Source organism: Halomonas sp. GFAJ-1 (assembly GCA_002966495.1).
In the GTDB taxonomy this organism is placed as follows: Bacteria; Pseudomonadota; Gammaproteobacteria; order Pseudomonadales; family Halomonadaceae; genus Vreelandella.
Window position 1 is genome coordinate 2,834,295 of the sequence record CP016490.1, and the last position, 23,914, is coordinate 2,858,208.

The following is a 23,914-nucleotide window of genomic DNA, read 5'->3' on the forward strand; positions in this document are numbered from 1 at the left end:
TGCTGAAAACCCGCGAAGATTAAAACGTAAAAGCTTATCAAAGGGCATTTTCACCTCATTTTTACGTTTTACTAAAGCAAAAGGCTAAGGAGTGGTTTGTGGGGGGATAGGAGGCCCCCAAGGGCATGGCTCCTGTTGTGGGGGAGATTGTATCAATAGGCCGTTAGAGGCTGGCGCTGGCGTTGGTGGCAACTTTGGCCATAGCGCTTTAGCAGCTTCGAGCGCCGCCGGATTTGTAAGTAGCTGGCGGCACTGAGCTATGGCAGTAGCGATGTCTGGTGACACCTCAAAAGCATCATCCAGTGCAGCGGCCAACTCTGCTACCGCTTTCTGGCTTTGTTGAAGCATCGTGGTGCGCGCCAGCTCTTTTACCCCTCCTAAATCGCGACCAACCATAAGCAAGTTGGTCAGCAAGGTTTCCACGTTCGCAGCCGTTGTCGCCTCTTCTACAGGTGGCAACGCTATCCCCACCCCTCCCCTATGCGGGTTTTGCGGATTTGCGGAAAGGCTTGAAGCTGAGGCCTTCATAAGCTGCGGATGCACTGCGGATACATTGCGGACTTTCTCGACTGTGGGTGCATCCACAGAACTATCCGCAGTTATCCGCACTTTGCCCGCAAACGGTGCGCTATCACCAACGCATTGGTATCGCTGTATTTTTTGGGATGCATCCTCAAATCCGCTAAATCCGCAGCTCCCCTTATTGGCATATTTACGCTGTTCGCGTAACTGCCTACCGCGCTCAATGGGATTGAACATGGTTCACAACTTTCCATTCAGTCGCAGTGTTACGAGCACTGTATTTAGTAGCGCGCAAGTACCCCGCCAGCACCAGCTTATCAAGCAGCAGCCGGGCTTTTTTGGCGCTACGATAGGCGCTTGGAAGTCGCTTGAAATCATTTTGATGCAGCGTGCTACCGTGGCTGCTGATCCAGCCCAGTAAATCACGGGCTTGGCGTTCCTGTTGATCTTGCTGTGCTTCATTGGTGCGGTTCTTCATCGTCTCGAGGTAATACGTAACCAATTGCCCGGCGCGTTCGATGTGGGTCACGCTGATCGCGTCGGCCCCTTCTACTACGGACATAATGGCGGCCAGGCGGGCGGCGTTCTCAGTGGCTTTGCTGGCGAAGGCGCGTATATCGTGGAAGGCCCCGTCGGGAGCTAACTCAGACTCGATGCCGTCGTGAAGATCGCACATCACTTTAAAAGGCTCGCCTTCGATACGTAACAAGCGGGGCTCGAGTTCGCCGCTGTCGTTAATGGGTAGCTCCTTACGTGCCAGCTCGTCGATACGGCGGCAGTACGCTGCAATATCCGGGTCGGTGTCCACGCTGGCGCTAGGATCACGGTCGGCTAAAAACCTGGTACCAATGAGGCTTGGCTCCCGGCAAATCAAAAACCGAGGCAGAAACCCCTGCCCTTGGAGTAACGGATCGCCCAGTACCTTATCGGCAATGATTGGTTGCATCATCAGGTGGGTAGATAGGCGGCGTCCTGCCAGAAAGCCAGATTCACCTACCGTCCCACGTGTACGTGTTAACGGTGCTCCATCCCATAGGTGGCAAAGCGCTTCAATGGTGCGCCCCCTCGCCTCCTCACTCATGCCGTGCCCACCGAAAAAACCGATAGCTTCATCACTATAAAGACCAGCACTGGGATGGTTAGCCTTCAAATGCTTATACATCCCTTCTGCTGTTGGCTCCGAGAACGTTAAATTTGGCATAGGTGGCGGCTTAGGACGGCATTCATCGTGCGCCGCCAACTGTTCTGACAAGCGGGCTTGCTGCTCTTCGCTCATGGCCTGCTTACCCTTAACTTCGTTTGCGGCAATGATCGACTTACGGCACATTTCCCAGGCTTCATCCTCGGCCCTGAATGTTGTCATTACCTTGTCGAACTGTTCCCGCTGCTCCGCTTCGATAGTACGAATGGGGGCCAGCGCAATCTTATCAACACTAGATTTACGCTCCCCACTCTCTCCTTCAGTCATCAGGAAAAGGGCTACTGGCCCGCTGCCAATATTCCCCCGGGCAACATCAACGTGACCTTGCACTACTAACGAGGCCGCACTGAGCACTGACTGGCACGCCATCCCGATTGGTACTTGAACGTGATAGGCCAGGCGTTTGGCAGCAGGGGCAAGTACCGGCCCCAGGGCTTCAACAGGATACGACAGAGGCTTAGGTGAAAGCGGCAGTGGTTCGGGTGATAGGTCGAGATTGCCTTCATCATTAGAAGGCGTCTCTATCATTTGGTGTGCTTGGTCATCCAACCATGACGCACCAGTAGTATCGTGATTAAACATTGCAGCCCACTTCCTTAGCCGCACTTCGTAAGCGGCCTGCTGCCGTGGCCAAACGGTCGAGGTCAGCACTGCTCAAGCAATCCCCCCGGTGAGTAGAATTAGCAGCGAGCAGTACGATAAGTGCCTCACGGGCAATGGCAGCGAGCACGTCACGAGGAACCCAACGCTCCCCTGGACGCTTGCTGGCGCGATAGACATCGCGCTCACGCTGAGGAAACAGGTCTTTCAGCTCTAAGCCAACGGCGACTAATACGTCCGCTATGGGGCACTCAGCAAAGCACTTCATTAGAAGGGTGCCATCTGGCGTCTCACGAATCGCTAGACTTGGTGAGCGGTCATGGTGAGCGGGACAGGAGGCAATCCAACGACCTGGACCGTTTTCGCGCACCTTTTCCAACCGCGCCAGCATGGCATGAACGTCAGGGCGTGTATTTTTGATGCTGCGGTTATTATTTTTCTGATTAATCGTTCGCATGCTCACCTCCAGGACACAGGTGTTGCTCTTCGAGATAACTCACACGCGCTTCTAGCACGCCGGTCAGCTCCTTCAGAGCCAATAAAAGGCCATGCCTGTAATAGTCGTTTAGAGGTATGTCAGTTTCAGAAAGAAGAGCTAGCAAGCAGCCTTGCGCCGTGCTGATGCGGCTCATTACTCGATGATCACCCATAACCAATATGGAATGACACACAGCTGTTTCATCTTTGTGAAATTGAGAAGAAGACTTAACCATTACGACACCTCCTGCTGTGTCGCTTCCCACTCTCCTAAGTCTGCCAAGCGCCAGCGGGTAACGTTTGGGCCTAGTTTAATGGGCTTAGGAAAATTGCTTTCCTTAGCCCAGCGATAAATGCTCGCCGGATGAACGCCATAGCGGTTGGCAACTTGCTTGGCATTGAGAAATTCGACGCCGGACTTAGAAGTGGTCTGGGGATTCGTTTTGGCAGCCATGATGATTTACCTCGTCGTAGTGGATGACTGGGTAAATCATGGCGTAGTGGCGAGTAGCAGCTCGACCGGGCATGATCAAAAAAACTATCACGACCCAACTTTTGCAACCTGACTCATTTTTTGAGCAAAGGGCGAATCCAGGGCTGTTTAGTCAGTTTTTCTACCCGATCAAAAGATAGGCCTGAAACATCGGATACAAGGCCAACGGCATTCAACCGACTATCGCTTTCCTTTGCTCTTGATATCGGCAGTTCACATCTTTTAGCAGCCAAAACCAGCGACATGCAGGTTATTTCCCTAGTATTGTCTTTATGAGTTCTAAGACCTGTACGTTTCTTGGGAGGACTAATTTCACCTCGCAAATGCATGATCAAGAAAGTACGAACCGCCCCCTCTATTGGCTCACCTTTTTCTAAGAGGTCAGCAGCACGATGTAACAAAATTTTGTATGCGCCCCCATTCTCCTGCATCACCTCCAGAGGATTGCGACTTGGCATTGCCCAAGCTGCACGCAATATATCTTTCATCAACTCAACAAAAGCCAGCTCTCTTGGGTCAGGAGAGGGAATGCTTTTTAACTGATTGAAGCGGTTTGTGAACTCTGGTTCATGCCAGAGGGAAAGCTCTGAATAATCATTTTCCAATTGCTGTTTAACGTATTTCACAAAAGCTTCAGCATTATCGTATCGTTCTTGCCTGCTGGCGCTCATAAACCAGTTACCTCCCCCCTGATCGGTGCAACATTGCCAGTGCCAGCCGGTGCAGGCGTAGTAACGAAAGCGGCCCATTGATCCATGACACGGGCACGCTTGGAGTATAGGTCGCTACGGCGGTAAGCCGCCTCAGTGCCGTTGCGGATGCTGTGCGCCAACGCGGCCTCTGCCACTTCGTGTGGGGTACCTGTACGCTCTGCCATCCAATCCCGGAACGTTGAACGGAAACCGTGAACCGTTGCCCGGAGATCCTCCTTCATGCGGCGGAGTAAAGCGGTCATGGCTGCATCAGACAGCAACTTGCCTTGCGGGCTTAGAAAGACGTGTTCCCGAGACTGGGGCTGCGCTTTGAGCAAGGCCAGTGCTGGCGCAGATAACGGCACGCGGTGTTCCTTGCCTGCTTTCATGCGGCTGGCGGGTATGGTCCAGGTGGCGTTGGCCAGATCTATTTCATCCCAGCGAGCGCCACGGGCTTCACCAGAACGGCAGCCGGTAAGTATCGTGAACGCTAGGCACTTGGCCGCGTCCCCGGTGCGCTTCTCTAGGGATTGCCAGAACGTGGGCATAGAATCTATCGGCATGGCGCGGTGGTGTTCCACCTTGGCCACCTTCGAAGGCGCGGGCAACACAGTATCGAGGTTGCCTTTCCAGCGCGCCGGGTTATCGCCACTACGATGGCCATGAACCGTTGCCCAGTTCAATACGGCTTCGATACGCTGGCGAACGCGGGTAGCGGTTTCCGTTTTGGTTTCCCATATTGGCACTAGCACTTGTTTGACGTGTACCAACTCAATATCTGAAACGGCCATCTTGCCCAGCATGGGGAAAGCATAGGTGTCTAGCGTGGCTTGCCACTGCTTACCGTGCTTTTGGTTACGGCTCTCTGCCTGCTTAATCTTGATAACAGCAGCGGCGGCATCGGCAAAAGTAATACGCGCAAGCTCAGCAGCGCGGCGGGACTGATCGGAGGCTCTGCGCTCAGTAACCGGATCAATGCCCGCATCCAGCTTTTCACGAAAAGCGCGAGCCTTCTCGCGGGCTTGCGCCAGCGTCACGCCGGGGTAACTCCCTAGCCCCATATCACGACGCACCTTGAACGGCTTGCCAGATGCAGCTACGCGAGTTTCGCCAGTGGAATAACGCAGCACCCATGACCGCGTGCCTCCCTTGGCCACTTGCAGATATAGGCCAGGCACTTCACCAGCAGCATAAAGCCCGCGCTGTGTGATCCGCTTCACTTCCAGCGCGGTTAACGGTTTCGTTTGTCTTGGCATAACAGGCCTCTAACCTCTACCCAACATCCCACCCAACATAGATTCTGCGCTTGTGTGCGATGCTATGCAACCCGATAAAACACCATGCGAACGTAAGTTATTGATTTTAAAAAGTATGGACGAAAAAAAGCCCGCTATTAGCGGGCTTTTTTAAACGTTGTGGCGGAGGGACAGGGATTCGAACCCTGGATAGGCTATTAACCTATGCCGGTTTTCAAGACCGGTGCATTCAACCGCTCTGCCATCCCTCCGGCTTATGGGTGCGTATACTAACAGTATTTCCTTCGAAGTCAATGCCTTTAGGGTGAATTAGTACAATCTTAAACCTACCCGGGTAATGCTGCCGCCTTCCATAGCACTGACGACCCAGTGAATGCCATGCCAATCGACGTCATCACCTACGACGGGGTGTCCACCCACTCGCAACGAGACAAATTCGGCCAGCGTCATATCCTGCTCCCCCGGGCTTAACGTTAAGCCGTAAGCCTGGGCAACATCCTGCATTTGAGCGCTGCCATCTAAGGTAAAGGTACCGAAGAAAGCGCGCTCTTGCTTAAGCTTAGCATCGCCATTGAACAGTCGATTCAGCGCTACCAGGTCTTCTGAACGCCCGATAACACAAATCACGTCATTGAGTTTGAGCCGCGTACTGCCTTTGGGGTGAAGCATGGCATGATCGCGAAACAGAGCAGAAATCAGAGCGCCGGACGGAAAGCGTAAAAGCCGAATCGGCACATCTTCTAAGTCTTGGTTTTCGACCACATAGACAAACATTTCAAAATCATTTTCCGGCAGTATGCCAAGCGGCCCACGACGGTTGGGGGTAGTCCCTACAGGCACTTCTACCTTTAACCAACGCGCCATTAGCGTGAGTGAGCCGCCCTGAATGAGCAGCGACATTAACACCACTGCAAATGCCACATTAAAGTAGAGCGAGGCGTTTTCGACGCCGCCAATCACCGGAAAAATAGCCAATACGATAGGAACAGCCCCTCTCAATCCTACCCAGGCAATGAACCAGGTTTCTCGCCAACGAAATTTGAAAAAGGGCTTAATCGTAATCAGTACGGCCAAAGGGCGAGCAATAAAAATTAGCGCCAATGCGACTAAACTAGCAGGCAGTGCCACTTCCCAGAGCTCGCTTGGGGTAACCAACAGCCCCAGCACCAGGAAAAGGCCTATTTGGCTTAACCATGCCAAACCATCGTGCACAGGCAAAATAAAGTTGAGGTGGCGGCCTGGTTGGTTGCCAATCATCAAACCGGCTAAATAGATAGCTAAGAAACCACTTCCACCTAGCACACTGGTTAAACCAAAGACACTAAACCCAAGCGCCAGCGCTAGCATCGCGTAAAGCCCTGGCGCAAGGTCAAGCCATCGCAAAAGCTTAGCGCTTAACCAGCCCCCTCCTATGCCGATTAACAAGCCAATACCGAACTGGGAAATAAAGAACAAGAGTGTATCGAGCGAACCGCCAATATCGCCGACCAGTAACTCAACCAGCATCAACGTTAGAAAAATTGCCATCGGGTCGTTGGTGCCCGACTCGATTTCAAGGGTTGCACCCACCCGCTCATTCAAGTTAACACCACGGCCGCTTAGCATTGAGAAAACGGCTGCCGCATCGGTGGAGCCAACAATCGCCCCCACCAAAAGCCCTTGAATCAGCGTTAGATCAAACACCCACATGGCAATCAAACCCACAATGGCGCTAGTAATAAAAACGCCGAACGTTGCGAGAGAAAGCGCGGGCCTGAAGCCTACACGGAATGTTTTCAGGCGGGTGCGTAAACCACCATCTAACAAAATCATGGCCAGGGCCAAGTGGCCAATCGTAAAGGCCATTGAATAATCGTCGAACACGACGCCTAACACACCCTCCTCACCGGCCAACATGCCAAGCCCAAGGAAGATAAGCAGTAACGGGAGGCCAACCATTGATGAAAGGCGGCTCGCTAAAATGCTAAGCGCCATGAGCGAACCACCAACTAAAAAGAACGTATAAATTGCGTCCATGTGTCTCCGTCTCTACATCAATGCCGCTCTATTATTGCATGCCACCGTTGAATTTACTGTGACATATTACCGGGTTGATTCGCGATGGGGCTGGTCAGATGCTTAACCTCACGGCTACACTCCGCCGTCACGATGTCTGGAGTTATTGTTTATGTTGCAACATTTGCCTCACCGATGGTTAGTCGCGCTGGCACTCACACCGCTGGCATTAGTAATTTTATTATTATTTTCAGATTCAGTTGCTTACGCCAATGAAGCAAGCGTCGAAGAAGTTGAAGTGCTGCACCTTGAAAGCGAGGTAAAGGTTCCAGAAGCGTTATTGCAGTCTATGGCTGAGGAAAACGCCGACGAGGAGGTGCCAACAATGGCTCTGACCCCACCGCCGCCGTTAGACCCTCCTCCTTTAAAGCAGCTTACGCTCATGCTGGACTGGTACTTAAGCCCTCAACATGCAGCCCTAATTATTGCCCAAGAGCGAGGCCTTTTTGCCGCACAGGGGCTCGAGATTGAACTACAATCCCCCGCAGACCCCACCATCGCGATTAAGCTGTTAGCTGCTGGCGACGTCGATCTTGCGCTAACTCGACAACCCTTGCTGCATTTGCATGCCCACGAAGGGTCGCCGATTATCCGTATTGGCACCCTTTTTGAAACACCACTGACCGCAGTTATTGTATCCGGGGCCCAACACCAGGGCGAGGATCCCCACATGCATCTTGCGGAACTACACTATGGCTTTTCTACCCGTGAAGGTCGTGATGCGGTACTACAACAATTACTACCCCGCTCAGTCCAGCAAATAGATGACTTCATGCGGCCAGAGAGCGTGCGTTTTGGCACCACTACGGCACTACGAGAAGGAAGAGTGGATGCCATCGCGGATGGTTTTTTTCACTATTTACCCCCTCAGCTTGCAACAGAAGGCATTGCAACCCATGTCATCCAATACCACGATTTAGAAATACCCCGCCATGACGGGCTCATCATATTGGCCAATAGCGACACAGCTATTCGTCGCGCCCCCACGTGGTCTCGCTTTCTAATCGCGCTTGAAGAAGCCAGTTATTGGATTATCGAAAACCCTGATGCCGCCTGGTCGCTATTAGCCACAACCTATCCGGTCGTTGATAACACCATTAACGCAGCTGCCTGGGAAGATTTGCTCAGACGGATGACCTTGAGCCCAGCCGCCCTTGATACACGACGCTATGCGGCGTTTGAAAGTTTTTTACTGCAGGCTGAACTTATCGACGTAGCACTGCCCGTGTCACGCTTAGCGATTGACCCCCATTCAATGTAATTTAGTAAGCTGAATTTTTTGTGCTGGAGCGATATGAGCGAAGCACCGTTAATTTTCATTGATGTAGAGACCACCGGCACACGAGCCACCCGTGACCGCATCACTGAAGTGGCAGCGTTGAAGGTAGTTGATGGCAGCATCACTGAGCGCTGGAGCAGCTTGATTAACCCTGGATGTAAAATTCCTGCGCACATCAGCCAACTGACAGGAATTAAGGACGGCATGCTCACTCATGCCCCCTCGTTTCAGCAGGTAGCAGCTGAGTTTCGCCAGTGGTTGGGGGATGGCCGTTTAGTCGCGCACAATGCACGCTTTGATTACAGCTTTCTGCGCAATGAATTTAAGCGTTCAGGCATCGACTTCCGCGCCACGTTAATCTGCACATTACGCGTTTCAAGACGCCTTGCCCCTCAGGCAGCTCAGCACAACCTCGCAGCGCTTGTGGAGCGCTATGCAATAGCGGTGGACCGCCACCATCGGGCAGAAGATGACGCGTTAGCGCTATGGCAGCTGTGGCAAGCGTGGCAACGCCTCTATGACAAGGCTACCTGGCAGGCTGCCCTTGGCGATGAACAGCGCCACCGCAGCTTACCCGCCCATTTAGATAGCACACAGCTTGAAGGGTTACCCTCAACGCCTGGCGTCTATCTCTTTTACGGTCATAACCGACTACCCCTTTATGTTGGCAAAAGCATCAATTTACGCAGCCGCGTGCTGGGCCACTTTCAGCGCGATTACCAAGATGACAAAGAAATGCGCCTAGCCCAACAAATACAGCATGTTGAGTGGGAAGAGACGGCAGGCGACATGGGCGCCCAACTTCGAGAGGCTCAGCTGATTAAGCAACTGATGCCCATAATGAACCGACAACTTAGGCGCCAAGGAAAATTAAACACCTGGCACTGGCCAGCCAAGCAACACGCTCCCACTTTGATTAATGGCAGCGCCCTGGGGCAGCCCCAATCAGGTAGCTTTTACGGACTTTTTCGCAGCGCCAAAGAAGCTAAAGACACACTGCGCTCTCTGAGTGAAACGCACCAGCTATGTCCACAGGTACTTGGCTTAGAAAAAGGTAAGGGCCGCTGCTTTGCCAACCAGCTGGGTAAATGCAAAGGTGCTTGCTGCGGTAAAGAGGGAATGAAAGAGCACACTCAACGTGCACAGGAAGCAATGGAAAAACTCCAGGTTGGCACTTGGCCATGGCCTGGCCGAATTGTGATCCGTGAGAAAGGCCAAAACACTCGGAGCAATGCGTATCATGTGGTAGATCACTGGTGCTACCTAGGTCGCACAGGAACGTTAACTGCGGCTAGAAAGCTTATCGCTTCAAACCCACAGTTTGATGCCGACACTTACCGTATCCTAAATCGATTCCTACGCAACCCAGAGCAACACTGTCTAAAAATCACCCAGCTTGAGAATCAGCCGGCCTCAATGCCTAAAACTGCGCCGCGATAAAAACCTCAACCGCTTGCTGAAATGCTGCAGGCTGATCAGCATGCAGCCAGTGGCCCGCTTCTTTGAGGGTTACCACTCTTGCCTTCGGTAGCATTTCCCGCAGTGCTGGCAGCATATCATCGCTGACGTAATGAGAATCAGCGCCACGCAGCACCAGCGTTGGGCCATCAAAAGCACCCTCGCCGTCTGGCACACCAATAATGGCTTCATAGCCCCTCTGAATCTCATCTAAACCAACACGCACACTCATACTTCCTTCATCGTTGCGCACTAGGTTCGTGGCAAGAAACAGCCGGGTAGGACGTGAATCAACGTGTTCGGCAAGCAACGCATCCGCTTCGCGACGGTTAGTAGGTTTCCCTGTTTTTACACGCTCAAGAGCAGCAAACACATCATCATGACCATGCTGATAAGCCACCGGTGCGATATCAGCCACCACCAAGGACGCGCAGCGCTCTGGTGCAACACGGGCTAACGTGATAGCGACTTTGCCGCCCATGGAGTGCCCAAGAACATGCGCACGCTCAATCGAAAGCTTGTCCAATACTGCCAGCACATCTTGGCTCATGGCTTTATAACTCATGCCCTCTACATGGGGTGAGCGGCCATGGTTACGCAGATCAACTGCAATTACACGGCGAGTCTGCTGCCACACTTTGAGATGAGAGCGCCAGTTATCAGCGCTGCCCAACAGGCCATGGATAACCACTAACGGAAGCTGGTCATGACTGCCTTGCTCGGCAGGCAGGTCAATGACATGAAGTTCAACGGCGGCAAGTTCGGTCATGCGGGCTCCTTAGCCATTATGCAGTTCGAGGGGGCGCATCTGTTTGGCCTGTCCACACCACCAAGTGACGGGTAAGCCAGGCTAACAATAAGCCGTAAAGTGGCAGGAAAAAGAGTAGGCTGATACCTAGCTTAATCACATAATCGACCACCGCAATCTCAACCCAATGATTAGCCATAAAGGGGTCTGGGCTGTTGTAAAAAGCCGCAAAGAAAAACGCGAAGGTATCGGCTAAGTTGCCTAATACCGTTGAGCATACTGGCGCTACCCACCACGCCCATTGGCGTAAACGATCAAACACCTGCACGTCTAGCAACTGCCCTATCACATAGGCCAGGAAGCTAGCCAGCGCGATACGTGCCACAAACAAATTCCACTCGCCCAAGGCTTCTAGTCCAGCAAAGCTGCCCCGTGGAAAAACAACCGATACCACATACGAGACTACCAACGCGGGAAACATAACACGCAGGACAATTGAACGTGCTGGCCTTTTACCAAATAACCGTACGGTTAAATCCGTCGCCAGAAAGATAAAGGGGAAACTGAATGCACCCCAGGTGGTATGAAAACCAAATAACGTAAACGGCAGCTGAACCAAGTAGTTACTTGCAGCAATAATGCCAATATGAAAAGCGATCATCACCACCAAGCAGCGGCGGTATTGGGTATCAGTTAATGCAAACATTCAGGATGGCCTTTTTTTAATCACATGAGGGGTTAGGGAACCCTCAAAAAAGCGTTTTAACGCTAACGGGCGCGCATTATACGCTTTCCGCTGAGCAATAAAAAAGCCGCTCGACGAATCGAGCGGCTTGGGCAGTTGCCGTGCCACAGTTTCACAACATTAAGCGTCCAACGGTTTAGCCTGTTCAGCAGCACCTACTGAACGTTCGCACATGGCGGTGTGCACATCACTTAGGCTGGTTGGATCATCGATTGTTGAAGGTATGCCAAACGACTTACCATCAGCAATATTGCGTAACAGCTTACGCAATATTTTCCCGGAACGCGTCTTAGGCAAACGGCTAACCACCAACACTTGCTTAAAGCACGCAATCGGCCCAATACGCTCACGCACCAAGTTAATCAGATCGGCTTCGAGTTGCGCTTCATCGCCCTCAAAGCCATCTTTGGTAATCACCAAGCCAATCGGAAGCTGACCTTTCAAGTCATCGTGGATACCAATGACTGCGCATTCAGCAACGGCTGGGTGCCCGCCTACCACCTCTTCCATTTCACCCGTCGAGAGACGATGCCCAGCCACGTTAATAACATCGTCGGTTCTGCCCATGATGAACAGATAGCCATCTTCATCAAAATAGCCGCCATCACCGGTTAAGTAATAGCCAGGGAACGCCGCCATGTAGGCGCTATGGAACCGCTGTGGGTCGCGCCAAATACCGGTTAAGCACCCTGGCGGAAGCGGTTGCTTGATCACCACACTTCCCTGCTGCATGGGCGCAGCGGTTTCACCATCGCGATCTAAGATTTGCACATTAAACCCAGGCACAGGGTACGTCGCAGAACCTGCTTTGGTAGGTGTAGCCTCTATACCAGGTAAGTTAGCGGCAATGGGCCAACCTGTTTCGGTTTGCCACCAGTGATCGATCACTGGCACATCTAACAAATCATCTAACCAATGGAAAGTCGGTGGATCTAGCCGCTCGCCAGCAACGTACAGATGCTCAAGGCTACTGATATCGTAATTTTCCAGTAGCTTAGCGTCTGGATCCTCTTTTTTAATCGCCCGAAATGCCGTTGGCGCGGTGAAGAAGCTCTTAACCTTATACTCTTGGATTAATCGCCAGAAGCTACCCGCATCCGGCGTTTTTACTGGCTTCCCTTCATAAATAATCGTCGTGCAGCCTCTCAGCAGCGGCGCATAAACAATATAGGAGTGCCCGACGACCCAACCGACATCCGAGGCGGTAAACATTACATCGCCCGGCTGCAGCGCATAAATCGCTTCCATGGAGTAGGCCAGCGCCACCGCATAGCCGCCAGTATCACGCACGACGCCTTTGGGCTTACCCGTCGTACCTGAGGTATAGAGCACATACAAGGGGTCAGTTGCCTTAACAGGCACACACTCAGCAAAGGGAGCGTCTGCTACTAGCGCTTGCCAGTCATGATCCCCCTGCGCTAAGTCGGCCTGAAGGGCATCACGCTGGAAGACCACACACGCTTCAGGCTTAAAGCTACTTTGGGCGATAGCCTGATCAATAATAGGTTTGTAAGGCAGCACCTTATCAACTTCGATTCCGCAAGAGGCCGCAATAACCACCTTTGGCTCTGCGTCTTCAATTCGAACGGCTAACTCATGGGGCGCAAAACCACCAAACACGACAGAGTGCACCGCGCCCAGCCGAGCACAGGCATACATGGCAATTAGTGCTTCAGGCACCATCGGCATGTAGATCACCACTCGGTCGCCTTTAGCCACCCCGAGCGTTGCAAGACCGCCTGCGAACTGGGCCACTCGGTCACGTAGCTCCTGGTAGGTAATAGTTTCCTTTGACTGAGTTACGGGGGAATCCCAATAAATAGCCGGCTGGCTACCGCGTCCTTGTTCCACATGATAGTCAATGGCGGCATAGCAAATATTCAATTCGCCATCGCCAAACCAGCGGGCATGCTGCTGATCATCATAGGAGAGCGTCTGAGTGGGAGGCGTGTACCATGGAAGCCTTTTAGCCTGTTCAGCCCAAAAGGTTTCGGGGTGCTCAACCGATTGCTGGAAGATGTTCTGATAGAGAGTCATAGTGGCCTTGCCTGGACTTTGTCAACGAAATGGATCTGATTGTTGACACTTTATAAAGTTAATCGCTTGACCACCCTCATACTATGGGATAAATCGCGACCAAAGCCGTATAAGCCCACACAGATTGTCGACAAACCAAGAAGACACTACCATTGATTAACCGTTAAACCAGCTTTTGGACAAAACACGCTAAATTACTGATCATTGAATAAACAATTCTCGCGGTATGCTCCCGACGCGAAAATGCCTATAAAACCATAACAACGCTGTGTCATCAGTGTAGGCAAGGAGAAACTCATGTCTGCTTCCCCAAGCGCCGCCTCACGCCTCTTAGAGCATAACGGCCATGCCATTGAGGCAGGTACTAATTTGCTTAAAGCCCTTGCCAATGAAAAGCGTCTGCAAATCCTTTGCTTATTAGCGGAAACAGAGCTGTCGGTAACCCAAATTAATCAGCAACTTGCTCTTAGCCAGTCGGCACTCTCACAACACCTTGCAATCTTGCGGCGCGACCAGTTGGTTAACACCCGCAGGGAGTCCCAAACCATTTATTATTCACTTAAAAGTGATAGCGCCAAGGCCATTATTGACACCTTGGCGCACCACTACGCAGCGTAACTCTATGGCGCCTTAAACCGTGGTTGAAGCAGGCTTAGGTGGGCGCCTCCTAACGACGCTGCCACCCCGCCGAGTCAATTAGCCCTAGCGCTTTGACGGCGGCTTGCTCTACCCCGGCTGAAACCGCTAAGCCGATTTTACGACTAATAGTTTTGGGTGGTTCAAGCTTAACGTGATAAACCTCTGCTTCGGCCATACGCTCAACTAGGTACGCCTCGCTAGTCCCAACGCTATCCACTAGCTGCTGCTCAAGGGCCTCGCTCCCGTACCAGATTTCACCCGTCGCCAGCTTGTCGATATCCATAGCAGGACGATGCTGGGAGACGAAGTTTTTAAACAGTTGGTGAGTGTTTTCCAGATCATCAATAAACTTCTCGCGCCCCTCTTGGGTATTTTCTCCCAGGACGGTCAAGGTGCGCTTATATTTACCAGCGGTCAGCAGTTCCACATCAATATCGTGGCGCTTAAGCAGCCGGTGAATATTGGGCACCTGCGCAACAACGCCAATAGAGCCAATGACTGCAAAGGGGGCTGCTTTAATGTGACTAGCGGTACAGGCCATCATGTAGCCACCACTAGCAGCCACTTTATCGATACACACAGTAGTCATTAGACCCGCCACGCGTAGCCTGTCTAACTGAGCCGCTGCAAGCCCATAACCGTGAACCAAACCACCTGCGGACTCAAGGCGCACAATCACTTCATCTTCTGCCGTTGCGACCTCGATAATCGCTGAAACTTCTTGAGCGAACTGCTCAGTTTGCGACGCTTTCAAGTCCCCATGAAAATCCAGAACCCACACTTTCGGTGAATGCTGTTGCTCGCTTTTACCGCTTTTACCGCTTTTACCGCTTTTTGCCGCTTTATGTCGCGCTTTCTCCTCTTGGCGAAACGCTTTGATGAGCTTTTTACGCGCCCCATGCTCTGTGGTGGTCACACGTAATCGGCGCCCACGGGAGCGACGCTGATCATTTAACGACTCAACGTTCAGCTTAAGGCTGCCATCGTCAGATTCCTTGCTGCGCATGATCAGCACCAGAACGAACCCAATTAGCGCTATCACAATGACCGCCTGAACCAGGAAGGTGCCTATCTCTACTACCCACTCACTCATATGCTGCTCCCAATACTGTGTTTAAACGCTTAAAAGCTTTACCGTGCCCACCCTTAGGCCTAAGAACGTATTGCACTCAGCCTACGGCGCTTGATTAAAACAATTGTTTGAAATAATCTCATGGTCAACGTGCTGATTCACCAACACTCTTGGACAGCAACCCATAACTCACCCATAAGCCATTAGGAATTTTACTATGTCATCAAATACCCTTGAAAAGTTGCAAGCCCGCTTCAACCCAGAAGCTGCTAAAGGCATGGACGAAGTGTTTCAGTTTCATTTCACTGATGCGGGAAGCCACTATTTGAATATTCAAGACGGCACCTTAGATGCCCAAGAAGGTGAGCACGACGACCCTTCTGTCAGCCTAACCATGAGCACTGAAACCCTAAAAGGCATCATGAGTGGCGATATAAACGGCATGACGGCTTTCATGACCGGCAAGCTGAAAGCGACCGGTAATGTCATGCTCGCCACTAAACTCACAACGCTGTTCCCCAGCAAGTAATCCGTACACCGCCTTAAAACATCGTCTTCGGTGGGCGTTAATCGGCCAAAGTGATTAACGCCAACGGGCCAAGTGAGTTTCAACGAGCTCACGGGAAATAGAGTAAGGCGGCGGCAGCGCAGGTAGCTGACGCGGCGAGAACCACGCGGCATCGCTAATTTCCACGCCATCAATGCGAATACGCCGCGTGGTCGCTTCAGCAAAAAAGCCAAACATCAACGAATGCGGAAACGGCCACGCCTGGCTCTGGTGGTAACGGAGCTTATCTACGTGGACACCAACCTCTTCGAATATCTCTCGATGCACAGCCTCTTCAGCAGACTCGCCAGGCTCAATAAATCCCGCAAGCGTTGAATAGCGGCCAGGAGGAAAGCGCGGGCTACGCGCCAACAACATCGCTTCGCCGCTGGTCACTAGGGTAATAATACACGGTGAAATACGCGGATAATTGCGGTGCCCACAGGCGTGACAATGCATAGCAAACTCGGCTTCAAGTTTGGCGGCCTTCTCGCCACAGCGCCCGCAAAACCGATGGTTTTCAAGCCAAGCACCCACCTGTAACGCAGTAGAAAGCAAGCTGAACCATGAAGCTGCCAACTGCCCTAGCCATTGCCGGCCATCAATCCAGTCTTCGCCCGGCGTGCGCTCAACCAGCAGCGCAACAGGCTCATCGTGCCAATAGCACAGCGGCTGCATCTGCTCACTCCAAGGCTGGAGGGGCTGAAGCGGGGTTAGCTCACCGTCGAGCAGTGCCGGGGCAATACGGCTGCGGGATACACGAATCACGCGGCCTTCACGGGCATGGTGGGGTATTTCACGTTTAAGCATCGGCTTGGGTTTCCTCAAACCAGCGCAGGTGATGAGTTTCACACTTAGCCTGGTGGGCTGCCTGCTCGTCAGCACTCGGGCGAATCACCCGTAGCTGACCAGGGGTAAGTGAAAGCCGCTTAACCGCTAGACCTTCAGTTGCCTGCTGCTGTTGCTGTTTATTTGATGAGGTATCAGCATCCAGGATGAGCGCTGTTTGGCCGCCGGTCATGGCCAAATACACTTCGGCGAGAATTTCGGCATCTAACAGTGCACCGTGGAGCACCCGGTGGCCGTTGTCGATATCGTAGCGCTTACACAGCGCATCCAGATTATTGCGCTGGCCCGGATGCTTCTCGCGCGCCATCACCAGCGTATCCAAAATACGGCAATGTTCCCGAACAGGGCCCAGCACTGGCGCTTTATGACGCTGACTGAGCATCGTCAATTCATGGTCGATAAACCCAACATCGAAGGGCGCGTTATGAATAACCAGCTCGGCCCCATCGATAAATGCCCAGAAAGCCTCGGCGATTTCTGCAAATACTGGCTCATTAGCAACTTTGGCGTCATCAATGCCGTGAACAGCGACAACTTCAGCGTCAATATGCCGTTCGGGATTGATGTATTGATGGTAAGTGCGGCCAGTAAAGCGCCGGTTGATCATTTCAACAGCACCAATTTCTACCAAACGATGGCCATCTTTTGGATCAATGCCCGTAGTTTCAGTATCTAAGATTACTTGGCGCATGCAGCTCTCCTTTGGTGCTCATCAATTGCTTCGTTGGCCAAGGCATCTGCACGTTCGTTACCGGGATGACCGCTATGCCCTTTCACCCAGTGCCACTCCACCTTGTGCCGCTGAGTTTCTTCGTGAAGGGTTTTCCAAAGTTCAGCGTTTTTTACCGGTTGCTTGGCGGCGGTTTTCCAGCCTCGCTTAATCCAGTTATATATCCACTGAGTAATGCCCTGACGCACGTATTGAGAATCCGTCCAAAGCGCCACTTCACAGGATTTGTTGAGGGTACGCAGCGCCATAATAGCGGCCATTAACTCCATACGATTATTTGTCGTCTCGGCTTCGTAGCCTTTAAGCGTCTTCTCGTGCTGACCACTAGAGAGCACCACTCCCCAACCACCTGGGCCTGGATTTCCTCGGCACGCCCCGTCGGTATAAACCGTCACCTGAGGCAGCCCCTCGGCTACTTGCTTACTCACGCTCTCTATCCTTATTTTGACGACGTTGATCTGATGACTGATAGCGCGCCGAAGCGCCGGTTCGTGTCGCACCTAACGTGGAGGATGAAACGGGGGCGCTTAGGCCAAACTTAACTCGCTCGATAGGCGCATGGCGCTGGCGCCGCTGCGCTTGGATCATGTAGCTTTCACCAAGGGGAAGATTATGTCTTCGCCCCCAAGCCTCCCAATGTTCGCCGCACTTGGCGTTCACTAGGCCTCGAAAGCAGCAATAGTCTACGCGCTCCACCTCAAAGTCGACAAACGCCAGCCAGTCTCGCAGCCGATTTGCGGTGCGCCACTGCCCATTCCACGGAAACTGAGGCTGCTTTTTACGCCAGCGCTGAGCGACCCCGCTGAGGCTAACAGGGTTAAAGCCAAACAGTACTAATACACCGTTATCAGCCGTCACTCTCGCTGCCTCTTGAAGGGTGTAGTGAGCATCAGGTAGATGCTCCAGCCAATGATGTACCACCACGGTATCTAAACAGCGGTCCGGCAGCGCCAGTTGGCCTGGCGGGCACACCAGCGTAGAGGGCGACTCTGCCAGGGCGCGGGTAGGCGCCCATCGCATCATGTGGGGAATCGCTGACATGGTCATTAATGCCGGCCCCATACTCATCTCTAAGCTATGCCCCCCCTTGCGCCCTTCAACAACCGGGCCTAAGCAAGCGCGCTGCACATCCCATAGTGAACGGCCAGCTTCGGTTTGCCAGTACGCCTGACTTTGAGCCATCCGCTTAGCGAGCATCGGTGCCATTGACGAATTTGACATGAACAGCGCTTCCCTCCACAGTAGCTATCTTTTAGCGACATTGGCGCCGATCTTGCGCGCGTCAAATAAACGGTCTAACAGTTGCTCAGCACAGCATAGTTATGTGCAGTTAGTGTGCAGATTACTAGCACCAATTTATTACTACTTATTCGTTATTAGAACTTTAACATTCGAACTTCAAAGGATCTCGCCCATGATGAGCGTGACACCGATTCCCGCCCTTAGCGATAACTATATTTGGCTATTGAGACAAGATACCAGTCAAAGCGTTTGCGTAGTGGATCCTGGTGAAGCGGCGCCGGTTATCGAGATTCTGGAGCGAGACTCTCTAAAACTAGACACCATATTAATTACCCACCATCACCACGATCATACCGGTGGGCTGAATGAACTGATTAAACGCTACTCGCCCCGTGTTATCGGTCCTGCTAACTCATCCATCGAAGGTATTGATGTGGCAGTAGGTGAAGGCGACGAAGTAAGAGTCATGGGGCGGCTGTTTGAAGTAATTACGACACCGGGTCACACCCTGGACCACATCAGCTACTTTACACCGGGCATTCCTGCTTTACTGTTCTGCGGCGACACGCTGTTTTGTGCAGGATGCGGCCGCCTTTTTGAGGGTTCCCCTGAGCAAATGTTCGCATCGCTGAAAAAGATTACGGAACTCCCTGAGGATACACTGGTCTTTGCAGCCCATGAATATACGCAAGCAAATCTAACGTTTGCGCGTGCTGCAGACCCTGACAATAAAGACGTTGAATACGCCTGGCAGGAGTGTGAAAAGGCGTGGGCACTCGACCGGCCCACCTTACCCAGCACGATAGGACGCGAGCTGAAAATTAACCCCTACCTGCGTGTGAGCACCGACAGCGTTCGCCAAGCGGCAGGAACACAGGGTTCTAATGATGACGATCTCGCCACATTCACCACTCTTCGCGAGTGGAAGAACCGTTTTTAAGAAAACTATCGTAAAGAAACGTACCGACTATGACTTATCGAACGATTCGCCAGCGCCTGCTGTTAAGCGCGGGTAGCACCGTAATAATGGGCTTTTTTATGGCAGCGGCAGCAAATTCACAGGCCTCTGCTACCGATTACACAAGCACTTACAGGTCCGCTACGCCGGGTGAATCTTCCACCACCTCGCCGGCAACAGCCACCCCGGATACCACAGTGCAGCCTGCAACTGCCCAGGCCACGCCGCAGCCTTCCACTTTTCATACCCATTTCTGGGATGCCTTGGTATTAGAACCAAAGGATGCGTGGAGTTCGTTACGCGCAAACTTTCAATGGCAAGAAAAGCAGCTATCTACCGAGGCTCAAGCCAGAGTCGATAAGTGGATTGAGCATTATCAGGCAAGCCCGCAAAATATTGTGGCCATCACTGAGCGGGCTACGCCCTGGCTAGCGTGGATCAATCAGCAGGTTAAAGAGCGTGGCTTGCCGGGTGAAATTGCCCTTATTCCTTTTGTCGAAAGCTCCTTTGACCCGAGTGCACGTAGCCACCGAGGAGCTGCCGGGCTATGGCAATTTATGCCGCGCACGGGCGATGCGCTCGGTTTAGTGCGCAACGGTAACTACGACGGTCGGCTGGATGTCGTCACTTCCACCGAAGCAGCACTGGATTACCTAGAAATGCAGGCCGATGAGTGGTACCAAGGTGATTTGATGCTATCGCTGGCGGCCTATAATGCGGGCGCAGGCACGGTTAATCGCGCTCAACGGCAAGCGCAGGGCCAAGGGTTACCAGGCGAGTACTGGGATCTTGCCCTCCCCAATGAAACCATGCAGTACGTCCCCAAGCTTAAAGCCATCGCCACCATTATCAATGACCCTGAATTTTATGGCATCAGCCTGCCGGAAATTCACTCCGATCCCGCCTTTGCCAAGGTGCAGTTAGAGCAGCCAGTGAGTCTTGCTCAAGCATCGCGGTTATTAGATGTCAGCCAATCCGCGCTGGCCGAGCTAAACCCTGGTCTGCTGAATGGCAGTATCGATTTGCATAGTGCACAAACGTTATTAGTGCCCGAAGAAGTCGATACACAGGTATTGGCGCAGCTTTCGCAATCAGGCAGCAGCGAGCTTGCCACAACGGCGACCCCAGATGTGCACCGCGTTGAAAATGGTGACAACCTGTCAGCCATTGCGGCACGCTATAATCTTAATCAGCAGGATCTAATCAGATGGAATGCACTAACCCGACCTGAATCCATTCAGCCAGGGCAACTACTTAGCCTCTCAGGGCGTTAAAGCTGGGTATCCAATGGCTGTGTTCACAAAGGATGTTACTCATGTCACGCAGTGTGTTGTTTGCCAAAGCAATGATGCTAGCCAGCTGCTTTATGCTCAGCATGCCACTCATTGCCTCGGAACGTGAGGCGAATACCGGCACACCGCCACTTGTGGTAAATGAGTACGTCTCTACCCCTATTGAAACCAAGCACGGGCTGTCTCTTTACGACAGCCCCGAACTGCCAGTGGACTTCGCCTACTTTCCTCACGTCAATCCGTCGGCGCCCAAAGGCGGCACTATCACCCATACCGCCGTAGGCGGCAGCTTTGACTCGACCAACCCCTTTATTATCCGCGGCACCCCTGCCACGGGCATTTCAAACATCTACGATACGTTGATGGCCAGCAACCCTGGCGAACCCTTTAGCCTGTATGGGTTATTGGCAAAAGGCGTTCGCTTAGACCCTAACCGAGAGTGGATTGAGTTTGACCTTCGTTCTGAGGCACGTTTTCAAGATGGCGAGCCGGTTACCGCCTATGACGTGGTCTTCTCGTTCAACCTATTACGCGATGAAGGTAACCCTTTTTATGCTAGTTATTACGCGGGGGTAGAGCGCGTCATCGCCCAAAGCGAGCACCAGGTGCGCTTTGAGTTTAACGATACTGAATCACGTGAACTGCCGTTAATTGTGGCGCAACTCCCCATCTTTCCCCGTCACTACTGGGAGCCGCGGGATTTCACCGCACCTACCCTTGCTGCCCACCCCGGCTCTGGCCCTTACCGTATTAGTAACGTAGACCCTGGTCGACGCATCGTATTTCAACGAGACGAAAACTACTGGGGTAAAGACCTACCAGTTAATGTCGGCCGCTACAACATTGACCAAATTGTGTATGAGTACTACCGAGACCGTGATATTGCTTGGGAAGCTTTTAAAGCAGGTTTGACAGATTTTCGCGTTGATGCTCGGGCGGCCACCTGGGCCATCGGCTATGATTTCCCTGCTTATCGCGATGGATTGGTGAAACGCATTACCGTGCCCGATGTAAATCCTTCGATGATGCAGGCGTTTGTGTTCAACCTGCGTAAAGAGAAATTCCAAGATCCACGCGTGCGTGAAGCGTTGAGCCTGACCTTCGATTTTCCGTGGCTCAATACCAATATTTTTTACGACACTTACCAGCGCACTGAAAGCTTCTTCCAAAACTCTGAAATGGAGGCTGTCGGGCCACCCTCAGAGGAAGAGCTGGCATTGTTAGCGCCATTTCGAGATGAGCTACTCGCCTCTCACCAGTCTGAAAGACTGTTTACCGAACCACTGCCTGTTGCCCACCCCACTGAGCTACGTGAGCGTTTGAGGCTAGCCTTGGACTTGTTACGTGAAGCGGGATATGACGTCGTTGATGGCGTGCTCGTTAATAATGACACCGGTCGCCCGTTAAGCTTAGAAGTGCTGCTTTATGATTCTGGTTTGGAGCGGGTGGTACAACCCATGCTTCGCAATATGGCACGCCTAGGTGTTCAAACATCGCTGCGTATAGTGGATATTAACCAATTCCTTAATCGTCAACGCAGCTACGATTACGACATGGTGATCAGCCACTTTCCACAGTCAAACAACCCTGGTAACGAACAGCGCGATTACTGGACAAGTGCCGCCGCAGAAGCACCCCAGAGCCGTAACCGTATGGCATTAGCGCACCCTGCCGTTGATGCACTGGTTGAACAGCTCATCCGCGCAGAGGATCGTGAATCACTCGACACCGTTGCCCACGCCCTTGACCGAGTACTTCGCTGGGGATTTTACGTGATCCCCCATTACCACTCGGGGGAAACCCGTATTGCCGTGTGGGATAAATTTGGTTATCCAGAGCCCTTCCCTGAATATGCCATGGATTTAGATGCCTGGTGGGTGGATACCGACCGCGAGGCAGAACTGCAGCGCCGTCACCGACGCCGCTGAACCTGTTTAAGGAGTACTCCGTGGCACGCTATACCCTGCGTCGTTTGCTACTGATGATACCGACCCTATTCGGCATCATGTTGCTCAACTTTATGATTGTCCAAGCAGCCCCCGGCGGCCCCATCGACCAGATGCTGGCACGCTTTGAGGGTGCTGATGCCATGGCCAGCACACGCTTGGACATGGGCGGTGCCGATGTCCAAGTAAGCGATGATTCCCGTGGTGCGCGGGGTATCGATCCACGTTTTATAGAGCAGCTGGAGCAGCAGTTTGGCTTTGATAAGCCCGCCCATGAACGTTTCATCGGCATGATGGTGGACTACCTTACCTTCGACTTCGGCACTAGCTTCTTTCGCGACCGACCGGTGATCGAGCTAATGATTGAGCGCCTGCCGGTGTCCATCTCACTAGGGCTTTGGACGACGTTACTGGTTTACTTAATTTCGATCCCTCTTGGTATTCGTAAAGCCCTTCGGCATGGTTCGCGCTTTGACGTGTGGACCTCAGGGCTTGTGGTAGTGGGGTACGCTATCCCGGGGTTTTTATTCGCTATTTTGCTGATTGTGCTGTTCGCAGGGGGCACCTACCTGGACTGGTTCCCGCTGCGTGGCTTAACCTCGCCCGATTTTGCCGACCTATCACCCTGGGGCAAAGTAAAAGACTATTTCTGGCACATCACGCTTCCCGTTACGGCTGCCGCCATTGGTAGCTTCGCGACATTAACCATGCTAACCAAAAACAGCTTCTTGGACGAAATTCACAAGCAGTATGTACTCACTGCCCGCGCCAAAGGCGCTGATGAGCATCGTATTCTTTACGGCCACGTATTCCGTAACGCGATGCTGATTATTATTGCTGGTCTGCCGGCCGCCATGATCGGTATTTTCTTTACCGGCGCACTGCTCATTGAGGTTATTTTCTCGCTGGATGGGCTGGGCTTGTTGGGCTTTGAGGCCGTTATGCAACGGGACTACCCCGTTATCTTTGGCACGCTGTTTCTGTATACCGTCATCGGCCTGATACTGAAGCTAATATCCGATTTAACCTATGTGTGGGTCGACCCGCGCATCGACTTTGCCTCAAGGGAGTCGTAA

General features: G+C 52.5%; 24 protein-coding genes and 1 tRNA gene. 8 read left to right on the top strand and 17 right to left on the bottom strand.

The features are described 5' to 3' along the window. Positions 1–84: 84 nt before the first annotated feature. The 9 genes from BB497_12755 to BB497_12795 all read right to left on the bottom strand — a co-directional run bounded on the left by BB497_12755 (position 85) and on the right by BB497_12795 (position 7,257). Positions 85–759, bottom strand: coding sequence for a hypothetical protein (locus tag BB497_12755; GenBank protein AVI63507.1), 675 nt, complete (start codon positions 757–759; stop codon positions 85–87). Then, positions 743–2,305, bottom strand: coding sequence for a hypothetical protein (locus tag BB497_12760; GenBank protein AVI63508.1), 1,563 nt, complete (start codon positions 2,303–2,305; stop codon positions 743–745). Before BB497_12760 ends, BB497_12755 begins: the two co-directional genes overlap by 17 nt. Further along, positions 2,298–2,714, bottom strand: coding sequence for a hypothetical protein (locus tag BB497_12765; GenBank protein AVI64354.1), 417 nt, complete (start codon positions 2,712–2,714; stop codon positions 2,298–2,300). The genes BB497_12760 and BB497_12765 overlap by 8 nt, the downstream gene beginning before the upstream one ends. A 52-nt stretch (positions 2,715–2,766) precedes the next feature. Continuing rightward, positions 2,767–3,036, bottom strand: a complete 270-nt coding sequence (locus BB497_12770; GenBank protein AVI63509.1) for a hypothetical protein — start codon at positions 3,034–3,036, stop codon at positions 2,767–2,769. Then, positions 3,036–3,254 (bottom strand): AlpA family transcriptional regulator, encoded by a 219-nt coding sequence (locus tag BB497_12775; GenBank protein AVI63510.1) that lies wholly within the window; start codon positions 3,252–3,254, stop codon positions 3,036–3,038. Before BB497_12775 ends, BB497_12770 begins: the two co-directional genes overlap by 1 nt. A 113-nt stretch (positions 3,255–3,367) precedes the next feature. Then, positions 3,368–3,964: a hypothetical protein gene (locus BB497_12780; GenBank protein AVI63511.1), complete on the bottom strand. Its 597-nt coding sequence runs from the start codon at positions 3,962–3,964 to the stop codon at positions 3,368–3,370. Next, entirely contained in the window at positions 3,961–5,241 is a 1,281-nt protein-coding gene (locus BB497_12785; GenBank protein ID AVI63512.1) for an integrase, read from the bottom strand. The genes BB497_12780 and BB497_12785 overlap by 4 nt, the downstream gene beginning before the upstream one ends. Before the next feature lie 160 nt (positions 5,242–5,401). After that, positions 5,402–5,492: transfer RNA gene (locus BB497_12790), tRNA-Ser, on the bottom strand. 58 nt (positions 5,493–5,550) lie between these two features. Continuing rightward, a complete protein-coding gene (locus tag BB497_12795; GenBank protein ID AVI63513.1) occupies positions 5,551–7,257 on the bottom strand; it encodes a K+/H+ antiporter in 1,707 nt (568 codons plus the stop codon). Between the two features lie 151 nt (positions 7,258–7,408). Here BB497_12795 and BB497_12800 point away from each other — a divergent pair, with 151 nt between their 5' ends. Continuing rightward, positions 7,409–8,557 carry an ABC transporter substrate-binding protein gene (locus BB497_12800; protein AVI63514.1) on the top strand — a complete coding sequence of 383 codons (1,149 nt, stop codon included), beginning with the start codon at positions 7,409–7,411 and terminating at the stop codon, positions 8,555–8,557. A 33-nt stretch (positions 8,558–8,590) separates the two neighbouring features. Then, on the top strand, positions 8,591–10,015 hold the full coding sequence (locus BB497_12805; GenBank protein ID AVI63515.1) for a DNA polymerase III subunit epsilon: 1,425 nt from the start codon (positions 8,591–8,593) through the stop codon (positions 10,013–10,015). Here the strand turns inward: BB497_12805 and BB497_12810 are convergent. The 3 genes from BB497_12810 to prpE all read right to left on the bottom strand — a co-directional run bounded on the left by BB497_12810 (position 9,996) and on the right by prpE (position 13,563). Continuing rightward, the gene (locus BB497_12810; protein AVI63516.1) at positions 9,996–10,802 is read right to left on the bottom strand and encodes an alpha/beta hydrolase; all 807 of its coding nucleotides are present in this window, start codon (positions 10,800–10,802) and stop codon (positions 9,996–9,998) included. The genes BB497_12805 and BB497_12810 overlap by 20 nt on opposite strands. 16 nt (positions 10,803–10,818) lie before the next feature. After that, complete coding sequence (locus tag BB497_12815) at positions 10,819–11,487, bottom strand: hypothetical protein (GenBank protein ID AVI63517.1); 669 nt, start codon at positions 11,485–11,487, stop codon at positions 10,819–10,821. A 159-nt stretch (positions 11,488–11,646) separates the two neighbouring features. Next, complete coding sequence (prpE, locus tag BB497_12820) at positions 11,647–13,563, bottom strand: propionyl-CoA synthetase (GenBank protein AVI63518.1); 1,917 nt, start codon at positions 13,561–13,563, stop codon at positions 11,647–11,649. Positions 13,564–13,860: 297 nt separating this feature from the next. On the opposite strand from prpE, the gene BB497_12825 reads away from it, so the two are divergent. Continuing rightward, the gene (locus tag BB497_12825) at positions 13,861–14,181 is read left to right on the top strand and encodes a transcriptional regulator (GenBank protein ID AVI63519.1); all 321 of its coding nucleotides are present in this window, start codon (positions 13,861–13,863) and stop codon (positions 14,179–14,181) included. A 49-nt stretch (positions 14,182–14,230) separates the two neighbouring features. Here BB497_12825 and BB497_12830 read toward each other — a convergent pair whose 3' ends face one another. Beyond that, on the bottom strand, positions 14,231–15,295 hold the full coding sequence (locus BB497_12830; GenBank protein ID AVI63520.1) for a protease SohB: 1,065 nt from the start codon (positions 15,293–15,295) through the stop codon (positions 14,231–14,233). A gap of 196 nt (positions 15,296–15,491) precedes the next feature. Between BB497_12830 and BB497_12835 the strand changes: the two genes are divergently transcribed. Then, positions 15,492–15,803, top strand: a complete 312-nt coding sequence (locus tag BB497_12835; protein ID AVI63521.1) for an SCP-2 family sterol carrier protein — start codon at positions 15,492–15,494, stop codon at positions 15,801–15,803. Between the two features lie 54 nt (positions 15,804–15,857). Here the strand turns inward: BB497_12835 and BB497_12840 are convergent, their stop codons facing one another. The 4 genes from BB497_12840 to BB497_12855 are packed head-to-tail and all read right to left on the bottom strand — an operon-like array spanning position 15,858 to position 18,621. Then, positions 15,858–16,631: an NADH pyrophosphatase gene (locus BB497_12840; GenBank protein AVI63522.1), complete on the bottom strand. Its 774-nt coding sequence runs from the start codon at positions 16,629–16,631 to the stop codon at positions 15,858–15,860. Then, positions 16,624–17,361 carry a DNA polymerase III subunit epsilon gene (locus BB497_12845; GenBank protein AVI63523.1) on the bottom strand — a complete coding sequence of 246 codons (738 nt, stop codon included), beginning with the start codon at positions 17,359–17,361 and terminating at the stop codon, positions 16,624–16,626. The genes BB497_12840 and BB497_12845 overlap by 8 nt, the downstream gene beginning before the upstream one ends. Further along, positions 17,349–17,828 (bottom strand): ribonuclease HI, encoded by a 480-nt coding sequence (locus BB497_12850; protein ID AVI63524.1) that lies wholly within the window; start codon positions 17,826–17,828, stop codon positions 17,349–17,351. The genes BB497_12845 and BB497_12850 overlap by 13 nt, the downstream gene beginning before the upstream one ends. Then, positions 17,821–18,621 (bottom strand): methyltransferase type 11, encoded by an 801-nt coding sequence (locus BB497_12855; protein AVI63525.1) that lies wholly within the window; start codon positions 18,619–18,621, stop codon positions 17,821–17,823. Before BB497_12855 ends, BB497_12850 begins: the two co-directional genes overlap by 8 nt. 193 nt (positions 18,622–18,814) lie before the next feature. On the opposite strand from BB497_12855, the gene BB497_12860 reads away from it, so the two are divergent. The 4 genes from BB497_12860 to BB497_12875 are packed head-to-tail and all read left to right on the top strand — an operon-like array spanning position 18,815 to position 23,914. After that, positions 18,815–19,582 (top strand): hydroxyacylglutathione hydrolase, encoded by a 768-nt coding sequence (locus BB497_12860; GenBank protein ID AVI63526.1) that lies wholly within the window; start codon positions 18,815–18,817, stop codon positions 19,580–19,582. A 29-nt stretch (positions 19,583–19,611) separates the two neighbouring features. Beyond that, a complete protein-coding gene (locus tag BB497_12865; protein ID AVI63527.1) occupies positions 19,612–20,874 on the top strand; it encodes a lytic transglycosylase in 1,263 nt (420 codons plus the stop codon). Between the two features lie 41 nt (positions 20,875–20,915). Further along, a complete protein-coding gene (locus BB497_12870; GenBank protein AVI63528.1) occupies positions 20,916–22,820 on the top strand; it encodes a hypothetical protein in 1,905 nt (634 codons plus the stop codon). 20 nt (positions 22,821–22,840) lie between these two features. Then, positions 22,841–23,914, top strand: coding sequence for a microcin ABC transporter permease (locus BB497_12875; protein ID AVI63529.1), 1,074 nt, complete (start codon positions 22,841–22,843; stop codon positions 23,912–23,914).